The sequence below is a fragment of the Thalassotalea sp. 1_MG-2023 genome, assembly GCF_030546745.1.
In the GTDB taxonomy this organism is placed as follows: domain Bacteria; phylum Pseudomonadota; class Gammaproteobacteria; order Enterobacterales; family Alteromonadaceae; genus Thalassotalea_C.
Map to the genome: position 1 here is coordinate 158,751 of NZ_JAUOPD010000006.1, position 22,939 is coordinate 181,689.

Here is a 22,939-nt window from a genome sequence, read left to right on the forward strand (position 1 = left end):
TAAAATTTACATATTGTTACATTCTACCTTTTGTTATTTTTACTGTTTCTTTAACAGCTCATTAACAATTTGCTACATTGATTATACTACGATAAAAAAAGGGTATAATAATGTTGAAAAAATGGTGCAAACCATCACAAATAGCAATTGCTGCTTCTATTTGTATAACCACACTTTCACCGTCGGTTTTTGCCGATAAAATTAAACAAGTTACTTCGGTAGAAGGAATTTCTGAATACCGCCTTGATAACGGATTACAAGTTTTACTTTTTCCTGATAATACGAAAGAAACTGTCACTGTTAATGTCACCTATCATGTTGGCTCTAAACATGAAAATTACGGTGAGACAGGGATGGCTCATTTATTAGAGCACCTCGTGTTTAAAGGTACGCCAAAGCATAAAGATATTCCTGCAGAATTAAGCTCACATGGCGCTAGGCCAAATGGCACAACTTGGACAGATCGCACCAACTATTTTGAAACGTTTGCTGCCACAGAAGAAAATATCGACTGGGCTTTAAGCATGGAATCAGACCGTATGGTTAACTCGTTCATTGCCAAAAAAGATTTGGACAGCGAAATGACCGTGGTACGAAATGAGTTTGAACGTGGCGAAAATAATCCGTTTCGCATTACTTTACAACGCATGTTAGCAGCAGCTTATGAGTGGCATAATTATGGTAAATCAACTATTGGTGCTCGTGCTGATTTAGAAAATGTACCGATTGACCGCTTACAAGCGTTTTATCGTAAATATTATCAACCAGATAATGCGACATTAACTGTTGCTGGTAAGTTTGATGTTGATACGATGTTAGAAAAAATAAATGCAACTTTTGGTAAAATTGCTAAACCTTCACGTGTTATTCAACCGTTATATACACGTGAGCCCGCGCAAGATGGTGAACGTTTTGTAACAGTGCGTCGTGTCGGTGATGCGCAAATGATCGGTACTGTTTATCATGTCCCTGCTGGCTCGCATCCTGACTTTGCTGCTATCGATGTATTAAATGAAGTACTGTCAGCTCAAGCAACTGGACGGTTACACAAATCATTGGTTGAGAAAAAATTAGCGAGTAACGCTTTCGGTTTCAATTTTCAATGGGCAGAACCAGGTGTTGCCATTTTTATGGCAGAAGTGGATAAAGCCAATGATTTAGCGAAAACTGAAACAGCCCTTATTTCTACATTAGAAGGTATTAGCGATAAACCAATTACCTCAGAAGAAGTGGAAAGAGCGAAACGCACCATATTAAAAAATACCAAATTAGCGTTTAATTCATCAGAGCGCATTGCCATGGAGTTAAGCGAATGGCTGGGAATGGGCGATTGGCGTTTATTATTTTTAAATCGAGATCGTATTGAAAAAGTGACAGCTGAAGATGTTAACCGTGTTGCTGCTAGCTATATTACGCGTAACAACAGAACATTAGGTAAGTTTATTCCTGCTGAAAACCCTGAGCGTGTTGACATTCCACATGTTGAAAGTGTTTCTGCGATGGTTAAAGACTATAAAGGCCGTGAAGCTGTAGCGCAAGGCGAAGCGTTTAATCCATCACATGATAATATCGATGCACGAACTGAAACGAGCAAACTTGATACAGGTGTAAAAATTGCCTTACTTCCTAAGAAAACGCGAGGCGAGTCAGTCGTTGTTAGAGTTAATATGCAAATGGGAGACTTACTCTCGTTGCAGGGCTTGAATGCTGTTGGTGATGCAGCGGGCGCAATGTTAATGCGAGGTACTGAAAATTATTCCCGTGAGCAATTAAAAGAAGCATTTGATAAGCTGGAAGCGCAAGTTAATATTGGTGGTGGAAATACTTACGCCTACGTTACGGTGAACACTACACGCAAAAATTTAAATGAAACCTTAAAGTTAGTAGGTGAAGTATTACAAAAACCTGCGTTCAGCCAAAAGGAATTTGATTTATACAAAAGTGAAACTAAGGTTGCCATAGAGCAGCAACTACAAGATCCGCAACGCATTGCGTTTAAAGCTTACTCACGCCACCAAAATCCATACCCTAAAGGGCATCCTAACTATGTGGCGACGTTTGAGGAAATGCTAACAGAATTGGCTGCAGTTTCTTTAGCAGATGTTCAGCAATTTCATAAAGATTTCTATGGAACGTCAAGTATGCAAATTACCGTTGTAGGTGATTTCGATGAAGCAGAGACAACAAAAGTACTTGATGAGATGACGGCAAATTGGCAAAGTGAAACAGGATATTCACGTATCGATAGCCCGTATAAAAAGCTGTCAAATGAAGCGATGATCTTTGATACGCCAGACAAAGAAAATGCGACTTTTGTTGCATCAATAAGCATTCCAGTGGGACAAAACCATCCTGATGCTCCAGCGTTAACTATGGGCAATTACATGTTAGGTGGTGGATTCTTAAACAGTCGCTTAGCAACTCGCTTAAGACAAAAAGATGGTTTAAGTTATGGTGCAGGCTCATTTATTAATATCAGTGATTTTGATCAGCGAGCGTCTCTTGGGGCATATGCTATTTGTGCGCCGCAAAACTTAGCGAAAGTTGAAGTAGGCTTTAAAGAAGAAGTTGCGCGTATGCTTAAAGATGGTTTTACTGATGAAGAAGTCGCTGCGGCAAAATCTGGCATGTTGCAAGGACGTAAAGTAAGTCGTTCTCAAGATCGTGAACTTGCTGGCAAGCTAAACACAAATATCCGTTTAGATCGCACAATGCAATTCAGTAAAAAATATGAAGCGCAAATTGCGAAGTTAACGGCAGAAGACATTAATAACGTGATGCGTAAATACTTATCAGTAGAAGCATTTGCGATTATTAAAGCAGGCGATATGTCTAAAGTTGAAAAATAGATAACTATTAAGCCCAATAAAAAGGAAGCCTTGCGCTTCCTTTTTTTATGTTAACTCAAAACACCTCCAAAGAAGGTGGTTATTTTTGAAAACGTTTAGATAACTTAATCGTGGTTAATGTTTTAGTGATGTACCTGACCCCTTTTGGTGTAAAGCGGATTCATTTTGAAATAATACTTTTATTTTTTCCATTAAAGCGGTATCGCTGTGCTTGTTTGCTGCAATATAAATATCAAACGATAGTGCTTTGAAAGTGTAATCTAAAGTGAAACTTTCTTTTTTAAACGTTGTATTATTAACCGAAGGGATAAAATTTTGTTCAGAAATAGGATAAAAGTCGACACGTTTTGCTTTAAGTAATTTTAAAGCTTGTTCGGTGTTGTTTACAAAAATAATGTTTTTTCCAGGTGTTAACCCTAATGAAATAAAATAACTTGTGCTGGCCTCTGCACGTTTTAAGGCGATAACATATTTTTTAAGTTGTGCTGGATGAGTGATTTTTTCTTCGTTGTCTGATAACGTTAAAAGTCTTGTCTTCACATTCCCAAGTTTTGCTATCCAATAAAATTGCTTTTCACGTTCAGGTGTTCTTGAAATTGAATAGATAAGAGTATTCGGAGACTCTTTGACGGATTTTAACGCACGAGCCCAACGCATATTAACAATTTTATATGGGATGTTGCCGCTTTTGAATGCTTTTCTAACTTGTTCTGTCGCTTGGCCAGTTAACTGATTATTATCGCTTTTTACTTGAAATGGTGGCCAAATCTCAGAATAAATTTTTATTGGAAAGTGAGAAGGGGTTTGCGTTGCTTGGCTGGGTATGAATACGACACAACAAATAATGAGCAGTGCTTGTCGAAAAACTGATAGCATAAATTTATCCCGAGAACGCAGTATTATTTAATATAACTAAAATCAATAGTTAGATCGATATACTTATGTCTTTTTTATAATGTTGCTCATGCGTTTTTATTACTTTTAATTACTTGTTTCAATGCTTTTTTTTCTAGTCGGCGACGTTTAAAAAAGCTAGAGAGCAATGCGCTACACTCTGTTGCCATCACGCCAGAGGTTATCTCAATTTGGTGGTTGAGCTTGTCATTGCGTGTTAAATCAAAAACACTACCTGCGCTACCCGTTTTTTCATCAGCACAAGCAAACACCACGCGCTTTATACGGCTATGAACCAGTAAACCTGCACACATCGGACATGGTTCTAAGGTGACATATAAAGTGCAATCAAGCATACGATAGTTCTCTAACGTTTTTCCTGCTTGGCGTATAGCGATCATTTCTGCATGAGCCGATGGATCATGTTGCATAATTGACTGATTGAAACCTTCACCAATAACATGGCCGTCAGCAACAACTACGGCACCCACGGGGATTTCATCATGTTGTTCAGCTTTTAACGCTAATGCATAGGCTTTAGCCATAAATGCATAGTCGATCTCTGTTTGGTTGTATTGCGTCATGTTACAAAAACTCTTCTAGCAAGCTGTTTAAATACCGATGACCGAGCTTTGTTACTTGCCAGTTTCCACTTTGATGCTGTAAAAGCCCTTTGTCTAGCGCACGATGCATTTTTGCAGAAATAGTGTTAAAGGCTAGCCCTGTTGTCTGTTCAAAATCAGCTTCATTAAACGCTGAAAATAACCTTAATCTATTCATTAAATACTCAAAAGGGCGCTCTTCTTTGGCAACCGTTAATAATTGATCTAAATGAGCACGGTGAGTATCTAAATAACCTTTAGGGTGCTTAACTTTAATCGTGCGATGTATTTGTTGGTTAATAGGATCTGTAATTTTACCGTGAGCTCCGCAGCCGATACCGAGATAGTCGCCGTATTTCCAGTAATTAAGATTATGTTGACATTCAAAGCCTGGCTTGGCAAAAGCTGAAATTTCATATTGCTGATAGCCAGCATTACTTAACAATGCGCTGCCTTTATCTTGTATATCCCAAAGCGTTTCATCTTCTGGCAGCTGAGGGGGTTTTGAGTGAAAAGCTGTATTGGGCTCAATGGTAAGTTGATACCAAGAAAGATGTGTCGGCGAAATATCGATTGCGGTTTTAATATCGTCCAACGCGTTTTCAAGTGATTGATTCGGTAGACCATGCATTAAATCGAGGTTGAAGGTATTAATGCCACATTCATGGGCTAGCGCTGCTGCGCGTTTAGCTTGATTGCTGTCGTGAATACGGCCAAGCTTAATTAATTTATCAGAAGCAAAGCTTTGCACGCCAATGGACAAACGAGAAACCCCACCTTGGTAAAAACCGATAAATTTATCTGCTTCAACCGTGCCTGGGTTTGCTTCTAATGTGATCTCTATATCAGCGCGATGCTCAAATCGTTGTAATACTTGAGACAGTATTGCTGAAATTGCTGCTGCACTAAATAAACTTGGTGTTCCTCCGCCAATAAAAATTGAATGCAAAGGTCTATCGTGAAGTGCAAAGCGTTGAATATCTGCGTCAAGATCTTTAATTAATTCGGTAACATAAGCCTGTTCTGGAATGTCGTGTTTTAATGCATGAGAGTTAAAATCGCAATAAGGACATTTTTCAATACACCAAGGTATATGAATATAAAGGGATAAAGGCGGAGCAGTTAACATCATTGCTGCTTATTTCGCCTGTAATTTAGTCGCTAATTGGGCAAGAGCTTTACCACGATGGCTTAAAGTGTTTTTGTCTTCGCGGTTCAGTTGCGCAGAGGTTTTGTGTAATTCGGGTAGCCAGAAAAGCGGATCATAACCAAAGCCTTGCTCGCCTTGTTGTTCGGTTACAATACTGCCTTCCCACACACCATGGCAAATAAGCGGGGTGGGATCTTCTGCATGCGTCATATACACCAAAACACAATGAAATCGTGCATTTCGTTCATTTTCGGCCACGTTTTTTAAGGCATTTAGTAACTTTTGATTATTATCGCTATCATTAGCATTTTCGCCCGCATAACGAGCGGAATAAACACCTGGAGCACCTTGTAAGGCATCTACTTCTAAACCTGAATCGTCAGCAATTGCAGGCAAACCAGTGATACTTGCAGCATGTCTTGCTTTTATAATCGCATTTTCTACAAATGTTGTGCCTGTTTCGGGTACATCTGGTACATTAAACTCACTTTGTGCTTTTACCACAAAGCCTTTTTCTGCGAGCAAACTGGCAAGTTCTTTTACTTTACCTTGGTTACCGGTAGCTAAAACGATAGTAGTCATTTGTTCAAATACTGCTTAGAAAATAAAGTCAGATCATACCTTAATCTCAAGTGATTAGGGAGAACAAAGTCGATATTTTGAAAAATGATAGGAAGTAATAATGACCTTAAAAGATAACCTATTAGGCCTAATGATTATTTTTATTTGGGGCTTTAATTTTGTCGTCATTGCATGGGGTGTTCAAGATATGCCGCCATTATTTATGGGCGCCGCTCGCTTTTTATGTGTTGCGCTGTTAGGTTCGTTATTTGTCTCTAAGCCTGGAATACCTTGGCGTTGGATGGCGCTTTACGCAATAACACTTTGTTTTGGCCAATTTGCTTTGCTTTTTTCTGCTTTAGCGTTTGGTATGCCAGCAGGTTTAGCATCGATCGTTTTGCAATCTCAAGCGTTGTTTACCATTCTATTTTCGATAGTATTGTTAAAAGAGCAACTGCACAGAACCCAATTAATTGCGTTAACGATAGCATTTTTCGGATTGTGGGCGATAAGTAGTGCAGGGCAGTCTACAGATATGACGTTAATTGGCTTTATGCTTACCATTGCAGGCGCTATGTCTTGGGCGATTGGCAATATTGTTAATCGTAAAATTACCCAACTAGGCTATCAAGCAAATTTAGGTTTGGTTGTTTGGTCAGCGTGGGTAGCGGTTATTCCTTTCGCGCTTTCAAGCTACTTTTTTGAAGGCCCAGAAGTGATCATACAAACAATTGAAAGCGTTAAGCTTTCTAGTGTATTAGTCATACTTTATTTAGCGATAGGTGCATCTATTTTAGGTTATAGTATGTGGGGAGCTTTACTAAGTCGTTACCCCGCAGGCCAAGTTGCGCCTTTAACTTTAGGTGTTCCTGTCGTAGGTATTATGTGTGCGTCATTTTTTCTGGGTGAAACACTCAATACTGGACAAATATTTGGCATAATTTTAGTGATGTTATCATTGTTTATAAATGCCTTTGGTAAACGGCTGTTTAATAAAAAGCAATTAGCCTAATCGTTGTGAGTTAATGATAAAAAACGGGCATCAAGTGATGCCCGTTTTATCTTAAGATTCACATCATATGATGTTAATCTTCTTCAACCAAAGTCATTAGGGAAGTGTTACCGCCAGATGCTGTGGTATCAATGCTGATGGTTTTTTCTGTTAATAAGCGTTGGATCAAATTATCAAAGTACTCAGAACTGATCACCGGTAATATTGCGCCTTGACGCTCTGCTAACTTTTCACTGATATAATGCTTACGATCACAAAGACTATCAATAACTACCCCTGAAAGTGCTGGGTGATCTAACAAGGCAGATAAATGACGTAATCTGGCAACTTGGAATACGTTTTTATCAACACCTGTGGCAAGAAATTTATCTCTAAAAGCGATGGCCTCATCATAGAATAAATCTGAAACAACGGAAATAACGGTATTACCCGTCGCTAAAGCAGTGACTAATGAAAGTGTCCAAAAGTGGAAACTGGTATTTTTATCCGCGAAACAAATAATATTGCCACGGTTTTCCAAGTAAAGCGTATTTGATTCACCTGTAGGACCCGGTAATACCGTAGGTTTCTTTAAGCGTTTTTCAATGCTGATTAATTGATCGCGCGCTGCTGCTAGGGTGCGATTTAAATCATCGGCAAGATCATCAACGATATCTACATGGGCAATTTTGGCTAATAATTGGCGAACATAAGAGATCCGCGTGTTTAATTCTGTTAAGCGCCAATCTTTTTCTGCCGTGTCAGCTTTTTCCATAAATAGGTTTGCTTCAGACCCGGCTTGTTCATTACTTTCTAATGCTTCAACTTGTTCTGGTAACATATTGAATTGTTCTGCATCAGGTGTGGCTTTTTCTTTCATTAAACGGGTTAAATAGTTTGGACCGCCAGCCTTTGGACCCGTGCCTGATAGACCACGACCACCAAAAGGTTGAACACCAACAATTGCGCCAATCATATTACGATTGATATAAATGTTGCCTGCACGAGAAAGTTTTGCTAATTCAAGAGCACGATGATTGATCCGGGTATGTACCCCCATGGTTAAACCAAAACCTGTACTGTTTATTTTATCAACCACATTTTCAATTTCCTCGCCTTTAAAGCGAACCACATGTACACAAGGACCAAAAACTTCTTTTTTCAAAACGCTTATATCATCAATTTCATATAAGCGAGGAGCGAAGAAATAATGTTCATTGTCAGATAGTTTATCAGTTATCTCTTGAGCAATTTCACATTGGTATAATAACTTACCATGGGTTTGCATATAGTCGCTATGCGCGTTAAGTGCATCTAAGGCCTTTTGATCAATGACAGGGCCAATGTCTGTACTTAACATGGCAGGGTCGCCAATATGTAATTCAGCTAATGCACCTTTAAGCATGGTAATGACATCGTCGGCTATTTCTTCTTGTAAAAATAACACGCGCAACGCGGAACAGCGTTGACCTGCCGATTGAAAACCTGAAGATATAATATCATCAACAACTTGCTCAGGTAGTGCGGTTGAATCAACAATCATGCAGTTTTGACCGCCAGTTTCTGCGATCAAAGGTACTTGGTCGCCGCCACGTTCTGCAAGGGTTTGTGAAATTCTAGTACCGGTTTCTGTCGAGCCGGTAAACATCACTGTTTGCACACGTGTGTCAGGCACAATAACACTACCTACATCGCTACCACGCGCGATTACTGCTTGTACAACACCTTCAGGTAAGCCAACTGATTTCATTAATCCAATAGTGTATAAAGCAATTAAGCTAGTTTGCTCTGCAGGCTTCGCTAAAACAGTATTACCGGTTGCGATTGCTGCCGCGACTTGACCTAAAAATATTGCCAAAGGGAAGTTCCAAGGGCTAATACATAACACTACACCACGCGGTTCTAATCTATCGTCTTCTACGAGTTCAACAGCTCTTTCAGCATAATAACGACAAAAATCAACGGCTTCTCGTACCTCATCAATACCGTCTTGCGCTATTTTACCAGCTTCCTTGATACACATAGCGATAAGTTCATTCATGTGTCGTTCAAGAATATCTGCAATGCGATATAAAAGTGCAGCACGTTCAGTTACAGGTGTTTGTGACCATGAAGCCAATACGTTTTCTGCGGTATCAATCATCGCTAACATATCAGCTTTATCGTGAAAATGGTGATATCCGATAATTTCATGATGGTTAGCTGGGTTTTTCACCGGTACTGATTTTTCAGGTAATGCGTCACTTTTGAGTAAGTTATTCTCAAACCAGTTATCGAGTGATGTTTTTAGCGTAGAGATTTCGATAATATCATCTAAGTCTACCCCTATTGAGTTATCACGCCCGTTACCATTTTTATCATGGTATAACGCGACAGGCTTGAGAATTTGATTATTATACTTGTCTTTTAAACGTTGTGTTTTTTCAACGGGATCTTCAAGCAAAGATTCAACAGGTTGTGATTCATCAACAATGGCATTTACAAACGAAGAGTTTGCGCCATTCTCTAATAAACGACGTACTAAATAGGCGAGTAGATCTTCATGATGACCAACAGGCGCATAAATACGGCATTGGATGCTTTCTCCAGAAACGATTTGATCGTAAAGAGAATCGCCCATGCCATGTAAGCATTGAAATTCAAAGCCTTCTTTATCATCACCAGCAAGCTCTACAATAGTCGCTGCTGTGTAGGCGTTATGTGTGGCAAATTGTGGGTAAATAGTATCACGGTAATCTAATAGTTTATTTGCACATGCGTGATAAGAAACATCAGTGGAAGATTTACGCGTAAATACCGGAAAATGAAGATGACCGTCTTTTTGCGTATTTTTTATCTCTGTATCCCAGTATGCCCCTTTAACTAAGCGCACCATCATTTTTCGGTTTGTTCGTAATGTTAAACTACGTAACCATTCAACGACCCAAAGCGCACGTTTTTGATAGGATTGTAATGCAATACCAAAACCGTTCCAGTCACCTAAATCGTTATCACTAAAGACAGCTTCAATGATATCAAGTGAAATATCTAAGCGTTCTGATTCTTCGGCATCAACGGTTAAACCGATGTTATAGCGTTTAGCTTGTAAACACAGGGTTTTAAGCTTCGGAACGATTTCAGCTAAAACACGTTCTTTATGGCTAAACTCGTAACGTGGATGTATCGCTGACAGTTTTACAGAAATACCGGGTACTTTACGTGGGTCGTTCTTACCTGAGGCTTGAGCAATCGAACCGATAGTTTCTATCGCTTGTTGATAAGACGCTAAGTAACGCTGAGCATCTTCCATGGTGCGAGCACCTTCGCCAAGCATATCGTAAGAATAAACATATCCATTTTGTTCTTTGGTGGCTGCACGTTCAGTTGCTGCTTCAATGGTTTCGCCCATTACAAACTGTTTACCCATGATTTTCATGGCATAGTTCATTGATTTGCGAATAACAGGTTCGCCAAGACGACCGATGGTTTTTTTCAGTAATCCGAAGTTATCTTGCTTACGTTTGTCTGCATAATTGACCATAGAACCCGTGATTAAAAGTCCCCATGATGATGCATTAACAAACAAAGATTCACTGCTGCCTAAATGAGAGCTCCATTTACCTTGCGAAATTTTGTCGCGAATTAAGGCATCTTGTGTATGTTTATCGGGAACACGTAATAACGCTTCAGCTAAACACATCAATACAACACCCTCTTCACTTGACAGAGAGTACTCATTTAAAAGTGCATCTATGGCTCCGTTTCCTTCTTGGTCTTCTCGGATCTTCAAGACCATTTTACGAGCACGTTCCCATGCTCGACTTCGCGCACTTACATTAACTTCAGCTACCGGTAGAATATGATCTACCGCTATGTTTTCATCGATACGATAAAACTCACGAATTTTCTGACGAATGGGACAATCAGAGAATAACGAACCATTAAAAAGCATTTATTTGCCCTCAAAATAGACTGAATAGTGCATTAACACTATAGTTTTTTATACCCACTGAATATTTGTGAATGCTAAACATGAGTTGAAAGCCTTAAAACGTTTCTTACTTCATGCAAAGCATTCATGTAGACATACATTCAAATATTCATACCATTAAGCATGGTGAGATAACATTTCATCATGCTTAGTTAAAATGTCTTCGTTATCTTGTGGTGAAAGGGTACTTACCACAAAAATCACTATTGAACATAAAATAAAGCCAGGAACGATTTCATACATCACTGAACTTAAAGATTGGCCATCAATAGTGAATGGAGAATAAATCCAGAATAGTACTGTTAAAGCGCCTGTTATCATGCCTGCTAACGCTGCGTTTCTGGTCATTTTTTTCCAGAATAAACTACCGATAACTACCGGGCCAAAAGCTGCGCCAAACCCTGCCCAAGCATTACTGACCAGAGAGAGAATTGAGGAGTCGCGATCGTAAGCTAAATAAATAGCCACTAACGCGACTAAAAATACTGATATTCTGCCAACTAAAACTTGTTGTTTATCACTGGCTTCGCGGTGTAAAAAGGTTTTATAAAAATCTTCCGTTAAAGAACTTGATGTCACTAACAGTTGCGAAGAAATCGTACTCATAATCGCAGCTAAAATAGCGGCTAGTAAAAAGCCAGCAATGAGAGGGTTAAACAAAATTTGAGATAACAAAATAAAGATAGTTTCGGCATCATCGAGTGCTAAGCCTGTTTTTGTTACATAAGCAATCCCTGCAAAACCGGTAGCCATAGCGCCAATAATGGCGACAATCATCCAACTCATACCGATACGTCGTGCAGTAGGCATATCTTTAACACTACGTATTGCCATAAAACGTACAATAATATGAGGCTGACCAAAGTAACCTAAGCCCCAAGCCATGGCAGAAAAAACACCAACAACACCAACGCCACTAAAGATATCTAATAGATCGGGGTTAACGGCTTTAATTGTTGAGTAGGTTTCAGACACGCCACCTATTTCATAAATAGCGACAGCAGGCACTAATACTAAAGCGACAAACATGATACAGCCCTGAACAAAGTCAGTTAAGCTCACCGCTAAAAAGCCACCGAAAAGTGTATATGCCACCACAACACCAGCGGTTACATATAAACCAATTTCATAATTTAATCCGAAAGAGCTTTCAAAAAGTTTGCCGCCAGCAACAATACCGCTTGATGTATAAAGGGTGAAGAAAATCACGATTACAACAGATGAAACAATTCTTAATTGCCTTGATTTATCATTAAAACGATTTTCAAAAAAATCAGGAAGAGTAATTGAATCATTCGCGACTTCGGTATAGGTTCTAAGTCGTGGAGCAACAATAAGGTAATTTAAAAAGGCACCAATGACTAAACCGATTGCAATCCATAAACTACTAACACCAGTTAGGTACATGGCACCAGGTAACCCCATTAACATCCAGCCACTCATATCAGAGGCACCAGCAGAAAGTGCAGCAACGCTTGGGCTTAAACTTCTACCCCCTAACATATAACCTGACACATCGCTGGTTGACTTACGATAGGCATAAAAACCAATACCAAGCATTGCAAGAAAATATAGGCCTAAAGAGAAAAAAGTTTCAAATTCCAAAATAATTTCCACCGTTGTATTTTTATTGTAAGAGTAAATTTATTATTGATACTGGTAAAGAGTATCTCTATCCATTAATCCATAACATTTTATGACGATGTACTGTAACACTACTCGTTTAATTCAAACAAAGGGAAATAAAATCCTTTACTGCCAATTGCTTATGCTAAGTCGTAATACGACATGCAACAGAGTTTAATCAGTTATCGTGACTAAGTGCCGAGAGTCTATCATGTGTTCCTTGTTGCAATGAACAATAGAGTAGAAAAAAACAGGTTTTTCCATTCAAAAAGCAATTATATTCGACTTTATGGTATATTTTAGTGATAAAATTTTATGGATTCTTTAATTAAAAAGCTCTTTAAGAGAACAAGGTGTTTTTGGGGACATTGAATGCAAGATAAAGTGCCGTCTAATAATAGAGTGCTAAAGGCTTTCCAAGCATGTAAGGATGGCTTAGTGCGCTCTATTATGAAAATGAGTGTTGAGCCACAAGATGTAGATGATATTTTACAAGAAACTTTTATCCGAGTTTTGCACTCTAATGAACAACAAGCCATAAAATCACCTAAAGGTTATTTGTTTGTTGTCTCCCGAAATTTGGTACTGAAAAAGTTAATGCAACAATCTAAAGAAATTCACACCGAACTTGATGACGCTTTACTGGAAAGCGATGGTGAGAATGTTGTAGAAAAAGAGTTATTTCAAAAGCGTAAGTTTGAACGTTTTACTAACGTGTTAAATTCGCTACCAGAGAAAAACCGTAGAGCGATACTCTTAAGGAAGCTTTATTGCTTAAGCCATAAAGAAATCGCTAAAAAAATGAATGTATCTGTCAGCTCTGTAGAAAAATATATAGCAACAGGATTAAGACAATGTAAACAGTCGCTTTATACACAAGGGTATGACGTTGAAAGTAATACGAATGAAAAGCAGCAGCATCAATCAAGCGAAGAGCGTACAAAATGAATCCAAGTAACAACGTAGTGCCATTACATACGCCGAATAAGATTGATGAAGAAGCGTCTATTTGGCTAGTACGATTAGATAGTGGCAATTTATCTGAGCAATCTAGAAAAGAATTAAAAGCTTGGTTGGCGGCAGATGAACGTCACCAAGTCGCGTTAAAGGCGATGGCTGAAATCTGGGATGACATGGATGAAATACTCAATAATATTGATGAAAAGGCGTCATCGAATAAAATCTCATTATGGGCCGTATTAAAACCCGTGACCGCACCAGCGATGCTGGCGGCGAGTATCAGCTTTATTGCGCTTTTTATTTGGTTAATGATGCCATTAGATGTGACAAAAAACAGCTATATAACAGTAAAAGGTCAACAAATTGAAACCACATTTAAGGATGGTTCAATTATTCATTTAAATACTGATAGTCATATTGAAACAGAGTTTTCTGCTGAAAAACGATTAGTTAAACTCATCAAAGGTGAAGCATTATTTGAGGTTGCTCATGATGCTAATCGTCCCTTTATTGTCTATGCTGGTGATCGTCTTGTACAAGCGATTGGCACTAAATTTGTTGTCCACTTAAAGCCTAAGAATATTCAAGTGACCGTGACTGATGGTAAGGTGAAAATGTCAAAGGTTCATCACAATGCAAATATTGCTGATATCAAAGCACTTGATAATACTGTTATTCAAAAAGATGATGTGTATCTTACCAAGGGTGAAAAAGCTGTTGTAGCCGAGAACAAAACTCCTACGCTAACACATGTTGCCTCAGATAATATGACACGAGAACTCTCTTGGCTTGATGGTCAATTAATTTTTGATAACGAAGCATTGTTTGACGTCATCGAAGAAATAAATCGTTATATTGATGTCACTCTTGTATTAAAAGAACCTTCTTTACATGATATTAAAATAAGTGGTCGCTTCGAGTTAGGTGATAGTGAGGCACTCATAGAAGCCTTAGAACTTTCTTTTAATATTGAGTCACAACGTCTTGGTTCCAATAAAATTTTATTGACCAAAAAAGCGTAGTAAATCCTAATATTGACAGTGACTTATCAAAGTCATCATCTGCAATAAGGTGTTATCAATCGACAACACCTTAACCTCCCATTTTGCTACTTAACCTATCCTCTGAATAAGGTTTATTATTCGGGGTTAGGTATACACAAAATATACTGTCTTCGCTATTCAATTTCAGAAACTTGTAAAAATGTTTACGGTTTTTTCCTTCAACGAACTCTTTAGTTTAGGTTGCGCATTATTCTATTAACAAAGCAACTGATAAAAGTAGGGTTTGTAGGCCTTTCGCGTTTAGTTTGAACAAGATTTAATCTCGAAAGTTCAACATATCCTAGATAAAACTTATAAATACTAGGAAGGAAATAACATGTCTACCAAATTTCGTACCGGTACCCTTGCATTAGCTGTGAGTATGGCTTTAGGTACTTTTACTGTCGCTGCAGAAGAAGATAACTCACAAAAAGCAAAAGAAAAAAGTGTTGAACGTATAGCCGTTGTAGGTACTCGTAGCGCACCTCGTTCTGTTGATGACTCTCCTGTACCAATTGATTTAATTGGCGCTGAAGAACTAGAAAGATCGGGTAACACCGATATGTTAGAACTCGTTAAAGGTACAGTTCCCTCTCTGAATGTACATACTAACCCAATATCAGATGCTGCAAGTCTAGTAAGACCCGCTAACTTAAGGGGCTTATCGGCAGACAGTACGTTAATACTTGTAAATGGCAAACGTCGTCATCGTTCTTCTGTTATTGCCTTACTTGGTGGTGGTATTAATGATGGTGCACAAGGGCCAGATATTTCAGTGATCCCAAGTGCGGCATTAAAACAAATAGAAGTTTTACGAGATGGTGCTGCTGCTCAATATGGTTCAGATGCTATCGCGGGTGTCATGAACTTTGTATTAAAAGATGATTCAGAAGGTGGTTCACTAACGGTTCGACATGGTTCATATTATGAAGGCGACGGCGATACTACCGAAATTAACGGTAATATCGGTATGGAATTGTCTCGAGATGGCTTTGCTAACTTAAGTTTCCAATATAAAAATGCTGATGCTACAAATCGTAGTGTACAACGTCCAGATGCTCAAAGCATGATAGATGCAGGCAATACAAATGTTTCTGAACTAGCTCAAATATGGGGCTCGCCAGAAATTAATGACGACATTACGATTTTTGGTAATTTTGGTTTAGATTTAGGCAAAGGTCGTGAAGCATATATGTTTGGTAATTATTCTGAACGAAGTGTGCGTGGTGGCTTTTACTTCCGTAATCCTCAACTTCGAGGCGGTGTTTTCTCTAATGATGGCGGTGAAACCTTATTAATTGCTGATTTGGATGGTTTAAATAATGGTGTTGAGTGTCCTACGGTAAACATCACCACTGATAATGTGTTAGACCAAGCAGACTATGGATTAATTGCGGATCCGAATACACCGGTCGGCCAAAATTGTTTTGCTTTTAATGAAATGGTACCAGGAGGCTTTACCCCTAATTTTGGTGGTACGGTCATTGATACTGCAATCACAATGGGAACGCGTGGTGAAATTACAGATACGCTATCTTACGACATTAGTGGTTCGGTAGGACGTAATGAATCAAGTTATGTTATTTATAACACTGTGAATGCATCATTAGGCCCAGATACACCACGTGACTTTTCACCAGGTCAGCATATTCAACTTGAGAAATTCTTAAACATAGATTTAGTTAAAGAACTTGATGTCGGTTTATATTCACCGCTTATTATTGCTGGTGGTTATGAATATCACCAAGAAACCTTTGAAGTGATAGCAGGCGATGTAGAGTCATTTACTGCCGGACCATTAACCGATCAAGGTTTTGGTATTGGTTCTAATGGCTTCCCAGGTTTTAAACCTTCTGCCGCAGGTGAGTTTTCTCGTCAAAACTATGCTTTATATGTTGATATTGAAGCGCAATATACAGATCGATTCTTAATGGGATATGCATTGCGTTATGAAGACTATAGTACCTTTGGTGATACCACAAACTATAAAGTAACGGCACAATTTGATGTTACTGACGACTTTTCATTACGTGGCTCTATCAGTTCAGGTTTTCGTGCTCCAACGGTGGGACAGGCTAACTATGCGAATGTACAAACCAACTTAGATGGCGGTGTATTAGTTGATTCTGCGTTATTACCACCTTCTAACCCAGTTGCTACGCAGTTAGGTGCAACCGAGTTAACACCCGAAGAGTCTCAAAGTGTAGCCTTTGGTGCGGTTTGGACGATTGACGAGTTCCATTTCACACTTGATTATTACAACATTGAAGTAACTGATCGTGTTTCTCAATCAGCCAAATATAACTTAAGTGAAACTGATAAAGCTAAGTTAAAAGCTGATGGTGTTCCAAATGTAGATTCAATTCAGCAAGTAAGTTTCTTTACCAATGATTTTGATACTACAACAGAGGGCCTTGATTTCATTGCGAACTATTCAACTGATTTACTAGATGGTAGTTCAGTATTTAGCCTTGCTTATAACTGGAACGAAACCACCGTTGATGAATACACCGCAGTAACCGGCGATGGAAAAGTTTCTCGTTTAGAAAATGATTTACCAAATCATCGCGCAACATTTACTTGGGCGCAAAACTGGGATGATTTCAATATGTTTACCCGCGTGAACTATTTTGGTGAATTCCAAGGTGTGCATGTAGATTGGGTAGGTTCTCCAGAGGAACCAGGTACTGAAATCAATGCTGATGCTGAAGTGACTGTTGATGTGGAACTAACTTACCATGCTACAGAAGACTTAAGTGTGAGTGTTGGTGCTCAAAATATCTTTGATGTGTACCCAAGCGAACTTGCCTTTGAAGAACAAACCGGTTCACCAAATAATAGCTGGGGCGGTAAGTATTATGAAACATCACCTTTTGGTTTTAATGGTGGCTTCTACTACCTAAAAGCAACGTATAAATTTTAATTTTTTAATAAATTAGTTTTATTTAGTTAGATAAAAATCTCAGCAACTGCTGAGATTTTTTATTTTTGAAGAGGGAAAACTTACCGATAAAATCAACATGTTTATAGCTATGGTCGAACGTCTAATCTGATGCTAAGATGACTGAACAAGGTTTAATGTAGGGTTACCAATATAGTGATATTGGAAAAGTTAGTTTCTTGATGATTTTACGAAAAATAATAATAAAGGGCTGCATTCGCCATTTTCACTTAAAAATTCGTCTTTATTTGATTGTTTGATTAGATGAGAATTAAACAATGCATTTAATACTACGACTCTGTGTGAACACTAACTGGCAGCGAGCAAAATCTTAAGTGTTTAGTTGTCGATTACCTTATTCTAAGCGGTTACGCCTGACGTATGTTAATTTTGTTGTTTTCTTATTATTAAGTTTAGGTGTTTTAAAAAACGTTCAAGCTTCAGAGCGCTACCGATTTAATATTCCTGCTATGCAAGCATCAAAAGCGTTAGACAAACTAGCAGAAGTTTCGGGATATTCGCTTCTTTATCCCTTTAGTGATTCCGTTGTTATTATGTCTAATCCATTGGTAGGTAGTTATTCTATCAAAGAGGCGTTAGCGACATTATTGCTTAATACGCCACTAAATGCTGTTGCCACAGATAAACAAGTTATAGCGGTGTCTGCTACTTTAGACCATAACAAAACAAACACTAGACAAACATCGTCAATCGATACTTTAGCGAACATCACCTCTCAGCGTTCTAAACAAAATAAAACCACGAAAAAAACGAAAGCAGAACGTATTCAAATCATTGGCTCTCGACGTAATAATCGCTCTCCAAGCGGAGCACTTGCACCACTTGATGTGATTTCTAATCAAGAATTAGCATCAAAAGGTAGTAATGATATTATCACAACGCTATCGAATATCATTCCTTCGTATAACGCGAGGCAAGAAGCGATTAGCGATGCTGGCACTATGGTTAGACCAGCGAACCTAAGGGGTCTCCCTACTGATAGCATGTTAGTGCTGGTTAATGGTAAGCGACGTCATCGTAGCGGTGTGATATATGAGTTCATTTCAGGATTAAATGTAGGTGCACATGGCGTTGATCTAGAGCCAATTCCTAGTATTGCGCTTAAAAGTGTTGAAATATTAAGGGATGGCGCAACGGCGCAATATGGCTCAGATGCAATTGCTGGTGTGATAAATTTCCGTTTAGAAGATAGTGCAACGATACAAAAAATTGAAATGCGAACAGGCCAATATTATGCCGGTGATGGCGCTAAATTTGAGTTGGCGGGTATATTAGGCACGAACATTGGTGATGAGGGAAGTGCCAATTTCTCTTTTGAATTTTCTGAAAGTGAAGCTACTTCACGTGGCATTCAGGACCCTGCCGTTCAACAGCTAATTGAGACAGGTGTAAATGCTGCTGACATTCGAAACCCTGTTGTAGATTGGGGAGCTCCTGAAATAACGGGCAATATAAAACTGTTTTCTAATATGGCCTTTGATGTAAGCACAAGTGAAAATTACAAACAACTATATGTTTTTGGTAATTGGGCGCAACGTGATGTTGATGGTAGTTTTTTTTACCGTAACCCTAATACTCGAGCGAACGTTTATACGAATCCTCAAAGTGGCACTCGCTTGTTTTACGATATGACTAGCAACAATACTGGCAATTGCCCAACACCGACAATTCCAGGTTCAGAGGGAGATGCTGAGGCACTAGCTGCCGTTGCTGAAAATAATAATTGCTTCGCGTTTAACGAGTTGTTTCCGGGCGGTTTTACCCCAAGATTTGGCGGTAGGGTAACAGATGCGAGCTTAGCCGCAGGTATTCGTGGGGCAGAAGTTATCAATGATGTTGAATTGACCTATGACATGAGTATGGTATTCGGAAAAAATGAAATCGACTACCAGTTACACAATAGTGTTAATGCTTCATTAGGAGAGCTTTCTCCGACATCGTTTGAATTAGGCTCACAAATTCAAACGGAAGCAGTGCTTAATGCTGATTTCACTTATCCTATTGATTTAGGTTTTGAATCTGAATTAAATGTTGCGTTTGGTTATCAACATCATTTAGAGCAATTTGAAGTTGTTGCCGGTGATCGTGCTTCATACCAAACAGGGCCGTTTACCAGTGAAGGAGAGGCGATTGGTGCAAATGGTTTTCCCGGTTTCTCCCCTGAAACTGCTGAAATAAATGATAGAAATTCTAATGCCTTTTATTTAGATGTGGAAGGGGATATCACCGAAGCATTTTCGGTTTCGCTAGCGATGAGATATGAAGACATTGGTGAAATAGGCGATACTTTAGATGGCAAATTGTCGGCACGGTTACAAATTGACGATAACATAGCATTGCGTTCAACAATCAGTAATGGATTTAGAGCACCCACAGTAGGGCAATCTACACTGCAGCGGATATCAACCTCAAATTCAATTATTAACGATGTGGTTGTTCAGCAACGTTCCCAACTTGTTAGTGCGTTGAGCCCCATTGCTTCAGCTCGATCTGGCGGAGAGCTTGAACCAGAAAAGGCCACCAGTTTTGGTGTCGGTTTATTATCTGAGATAAGTGGCATTAATATTACACTTGATTACTTTTACATAGATATTGATGATCGGATCTCACTTTTTACCAGTAAAATAGTCGCTGCTGATGCACCTTTATTAGTCGCTTCAGAAGTGCAGCCAAATGTCAGCAACATTCAGTATTATGCAAATGACTTTAACTCAATTACGCAAGGTGTTGATTTGGTCGCAAGCCTGCCTTTTGAATTTGAACATGCTCAGCATCTTATGTCGTTTGCTTTTAACTATACTGATACTCAACTAGAAGTGACAAACCCCAAAAGCCCAATTGCTAACGAAAATGTACGAAAAGAACGTGAACATGGTGTACCAAAAACTCGCGCTATTTTCACCTATTCTTTATCAAAGGGCGACATAAAAGCCATGGCGCGTATTAACTATTATGGTAGCTTTTATAATGCACAATTTAACGATGTTACTCTACTTGAAAAGGTTAACGCTAGCGTGATCACTGACGTTGAAATCTCTTATAATATTTCTGATAACCTTAATATTGCGATCGGAGCAAAAAATATTTTTGACGTGTATCCTGAAGAATACAGTGAAGGTCGAAAAGCTGGCTTCTTAGGCGCGATTTATCCGGTAAATTCACCAGCAGGTTTTAATGGTGGCCAATATTACTTGCATGTTGGTTGGAAGTATTAAATTTCAGTTAGCTGTTCAAACAGCCAATGTACCAGCTGCAATGACTGGTACTTGAGAAAATAAATGGTGGTTCATGCTGTTACTGATGTTGGCATTAATCCGTGTAAAACTTATGTTTAAATGACAGTTGCTGCTGTTCTCTGCCGTTATCTATGGTTAGATTGAAACGTATCGTTTCTTCATTACGATGCATAACCTGTGCTAAGTAATAAACAGCATCGCCTTCAACAACTTCTTCAAAGTTAAGATCTTTATCTTGCCCAAGTAAGTTAACTGCTTTACCTGTTATTTTGACTTTTTGTGCTGGGTTACCTTTAATGGTGTTATCCATTACGGCAATATTAATTAATCCATTGTAATTACTACGCTCGATACCGTAAGCTTTTGCCACTTCAGGGGTTAGAAATGTTGCACTAATAGCCATGTAGTGTACATTCATATCGCCAAGTTTCTTCATGTTTTCAGCGTTAGCATTATTTAACATTAAGAAGGCAAAGGGTAAAGCGAATGATAAATGACGAAAGAATTTTTTTAGCGAAAGTTGCATAGTAAACTCCTTGATATAAGTGATTATGCGCTAAGTATAGCCATAACCACTTATAAACCAATGTTGTTTTATAATTAAAGCATTGCCCAATATGGGATAGCCCCAGAAAGCACAATATTAATCACGTTTAATAGTAAAAAGGCAGCTAAAACCGATAAATCTAAACCACCAATTGCCGGGATCACTTTTCTTATTGGTCTTAAAAAAGGATCAGTTAATTGATGTAAAATTACGTGGGTAGGGTTGTAACCTTGCACCACCCAACTCATTACTGCCATAACCAACATTAGCACGAATAGCAAAAAGCCGGTTTGTTTAATCAGGTATAATACGCCAATAAACAAAGCCGTTAATAAATCAAAAGGACCACCATTTAATAACGGTATGATAATGAACTTTAACACGGCAACTAAATATGCAATCACAAGTGTTGCCATATCTATACCACCCACACTAGGAATAATACGGCGAAATGGAATGACCAATGGATTTGTTACTTTCACCACGAATTGACTTAGCGGGTTGTAAAAGTCAGCCCTGACTAGTTGTAACCATACCCTAATAACCAATAACATTAACAAGGCGTCGAAAAAGAAGCCAAGTAAGTAATTAATTGCTGCCATTAATAGTTCTCCAAAACCTTATTAACATTAAAGATGGTAACAAACCAAAAGAATTTCAATGTTTAAAAGGTTAATTAATATGTATTGTGTTTAAGTTAAGCGTTGCTTTCTGCCATTTCTTTGGCTCTGGCTTTTGCCGATTGCATTGCATTACTAACCAGTTTATCTAGGCCACCATCAATTAATGTGGTTAACGCTGCTTGTGTTGTGCCGCCTTTTGATGTGACGTTTTCACGTAATGTGCTAATAGCTTCTTCGTTCTGTACGACCATTTCAGCAGCACCTAATGCCGTTTGTTGAATAAGTTGTCGGCTTTCTTGTGCCGAAAACCCCAAACGTATCGCTTCTTTTTCCATTGCTTCCATAAACAAGAAAAAATAAGCAGGAGCAGAGCCTGAAACGGCAATAATGTTATCGATTTCGCTCTCATCTGTTAGCCATTTAGTGATACCAACAGATTTCATTAATGCATCAGCTTGTTCTTTTTGTTGCTTTGATACTTGTGGTGAAGGAAACAACCCAGTAACGCCTAAGCCTAATTGTGAAGGCGTATTAGGCATGGTACGAATAATAGGGCAAGGCTTACCTAATGCTTGCTCCATGGTTGACATAGTGCAACCAGCGGCAACTGAGATAAAACACTTTTCTTCGACATTGACCGCCGAGCTTATTTGCTGGCAAACATCAGCAATAAAGTAAGGTTTAACACCTAAAACAATAAAGTCAGCAAAGGTAGCAGCTTCAATATTGTCACTGGTGTGTAGGATATTATAATTGCTGGCTAATTTTTGACGTTTGCCAGCCGAAGGGTTTGAAACAATAACGTCGCTTGGCGTAAAACCATTGCTGATAAGGCCTGTGATAATGGCGCTATTCATGTTGCCCGCGCCAATAAAAGCTATTTTACTCATTTAAAATTCCTAATTTTTTGGACCAATTCTTATTG

General features: G+C 38.7%; 15 protein-coding genes. 6 read left to right on the plus strand and 9 right to left on the minus strand.

Translation table 11 applies throughout. The features are described from left to right. The first annotated feature begins 110 nt into the window (after window positions 1-110). Window positions 111-2,849: a pitrilysin family protein gene (locus Q4489_RS07055; protein ID WP_303478433.1), complete on the plus strand. Its 2,739-nt coding sequence runs from the start codon at window positions 111-113 to the stop codon at window positions 2,847-2,849. 114 nt (window positions 2,850-2,963) lie between these two features. On the opposite strand, the gene Q4489_RS07060 is transcribed toward Q4489_RS07055, so the two are convergent. The 4 genes from Q4489_RS07060 to Q4489_RS07075 form a co-directional block, all read right to left on the minus strand. Continuing rightward, window positions 2,964-3,725, minus strand: coding sequence for an ABC transporter substrate-binding protein (locus Q4489_RS07060; protein ID WP_303478434.1), 762 nt, complete (start codon window positions 3,723-3,725; stop codon window positions 2,964-2,966). A gap of 86 nt (window positions 3,726-3,811) precedes the next feature. Next, window positions 3,812-4,327 carry a tRNA adenosine(34) deaminase TadA gene (tadA, locus tag Q4489_RS07065; protein ID WP_303478436.1) on the minus strand — a complete coding sequence of 172 codons (516 nt, stop codon included), beginning with the start codon at window positions 4,325-4,327 and terminating at the stop codon, window positions 3,812-3,814. Window position 4,328: 1 nt separating this feature from the next. After that, window positions 4,329-5,477, minus strand: a complete 1,149-nt coding sequence (hemW, locus tag Q4489_RS07070; RefSeq protein ID WP_303478438.1) for a radical SAM family heme chaperone HemW — start codon at window positions 5,475-5,477, stop codon at window positions 4,329-4,331. 6 nt (window positions 5,478-5,483) lie between these two features. Then, the gene (locus Q4489_RS07075; RefSeq protein WP_303478439.1) at window positions 5,484-6,077 is read right to left on the minus strand and encodes an XTP/dITP diphosphatase; all 594 of its coding nucleotides are present in this window, start codon (window positions 6,075-6,077) and stop codon (window positions 5,484-5,486) included. Window positions 6,078-6,177: 100 nt separating this feature from the next. Between Q4489_RS07075 and Q4489_RS07080 the strand changes: the two genes are divergently transcribed. Next, on the plus strand, window positions 6,178-7,068 hold the full coding sequence (locus Q4489_RS07080) for an EamA family transporter (protein WP_303478440.1): 891 nt from the start codon (window positions 6,178-6,180) through the stop codon (window positions 7,066-7,068). A 73-nt stretch (window positions 7,069-7,141) separates the two neighbouring features. Here the strand turns inward: Q4489_RS07080 and putA are convergent, their stop codons facing one another. Continuing rightward, on the minus strand, window positions 7,142-10,978 hold the full coding sequence (putA, locus tag Q4489_RS07085; protein WP_303478442.1) for a bifunctional proline dehydrogenase/L-glutamate gamma-semialdehyde dehydrogenase PutA: 3,837 nt from the start codon (window positions 10,976-10,978) through the stop codon (window positions 7,142-7,144). A gap of 156 nt (window positions 10,979-11,134) precedes the next feature. After that, complete coding sequence (putP, locus tag Q4489_RS07090) at window positions 11,135-12,622, minus strand: sodium/proline symporter PutP (protein ID WP_303478444.1); 1,488 nt, start codon at window positions 12,620-12,622, stop codon at window positions 11,135-11,137. Window positions 12,623-13,015: 393 nt separating this feature from the next. Between putP and Q4489_RS07095 the strand changes: the two genes are divergently transcribed. The 4 genes from Q4489_RS07095 (at window position 13,016) to Q4489_RS07110 (ending at window position 20,823) form a co-directional block, all read left to right on the plus strand. After that, window positions 13,016-13,591, plus strand: coding sequence for an RNA polymerase sigma factor (locus tag Q4489_RS07095; RefSeq protein ID WP_303478446.1), 576 nt, complete (start codon window positions 13,016-13,018; stop codon window positions 13,589-13,591). After that, window positions 13,588-14,625, plus strand: a complete 1,038-nt coding sequence (locus tag Q4489_RS07100; RefSeq protein WP_303478448.1) for a FecR domain-containing protein — start codon at window positions 13,588-13,590, stop codon at window positions 14,623-14,625. The genes Q4489_RS07095 and Q4489_RS07100 overlap by 4 nt, the downstream gene beginning before the upstream one ends. 403 nt (window positions 14,626-15,028) lie before the next feature. After that, window positions 15,029-17,569 (plus strand): TonB-dependent siderophore receptor, encoded by a 2,541-nt coding sequence (locus Q4489_RS07105; protein ID WP_303478547.1) that lies wholly within the window; start codon window positions 15,029-15,031, stop codon window positions 17,567-17,569. 353 nt (window positions 17,570-17,922) lie between these two features. Then, window positions 17,923-20,823, plus strand: coding sequence for a TonB-dependent siderophore receptor (locus tag Q4489_RS07110; protein WP_303478449.1), 2,901 nt, complete (start codon window positions 17,923-17,925; stop codon window positions 20,821-20,823). Window positions 20,824-20,917: 94 nt separating this feature from the next. On the opposite strand, the gene Q4489_RS07115 is transcribed toward Q4489_RS07110, so the two are convergent. The 3 genes from Q4489_RS07115 to proC all read right to left on the minus strand — a co-directional run bounded on the left by Q4489_RS07115 (window position 20,918) and on the right by proC (window position 22,904). Beyond that, window positions 20,918-21,370, minus strand: coding sequence for a DUF4426 domain-containing protein (locus Q4489_RS07115; protein WP_303478450.1), 453 nt, complete (start codon window positions 21,368-21,370; stop codon window positions 20,918-20,920). A gap of 74 nt (window positions 21,371-21,444) precedes the next feature. Further along, window positions 21,445-21,993, minus strand: a complete 549-nt coding sequence (locus tag Q4489_RS07120) for a YggT family protein (RefSeq protein WP_303478451.1) — start codon at window positions 21,991-21,993, stop codon at window positions 21,445-21,447. 95 nt (window positions 21,994-22,088) lie between these two features. Continuing rightward, window positions 22,089-22,904 carry a pyrroline-5-carboxylate reductase gene (gene proC, locus Q4489_RS07125; RefSeq protein WP_303478453.1) on the minus strand — a complete coding sequence of 272 codons (816 nt, stop codon included), beginning with the start codon at window positions 22,902-22,904 and terminating at the stop codon, window positions 22,089-22,091. Between the last annotated feature and the right edge of the window lie 35 nt (window positions 22,905-22,939).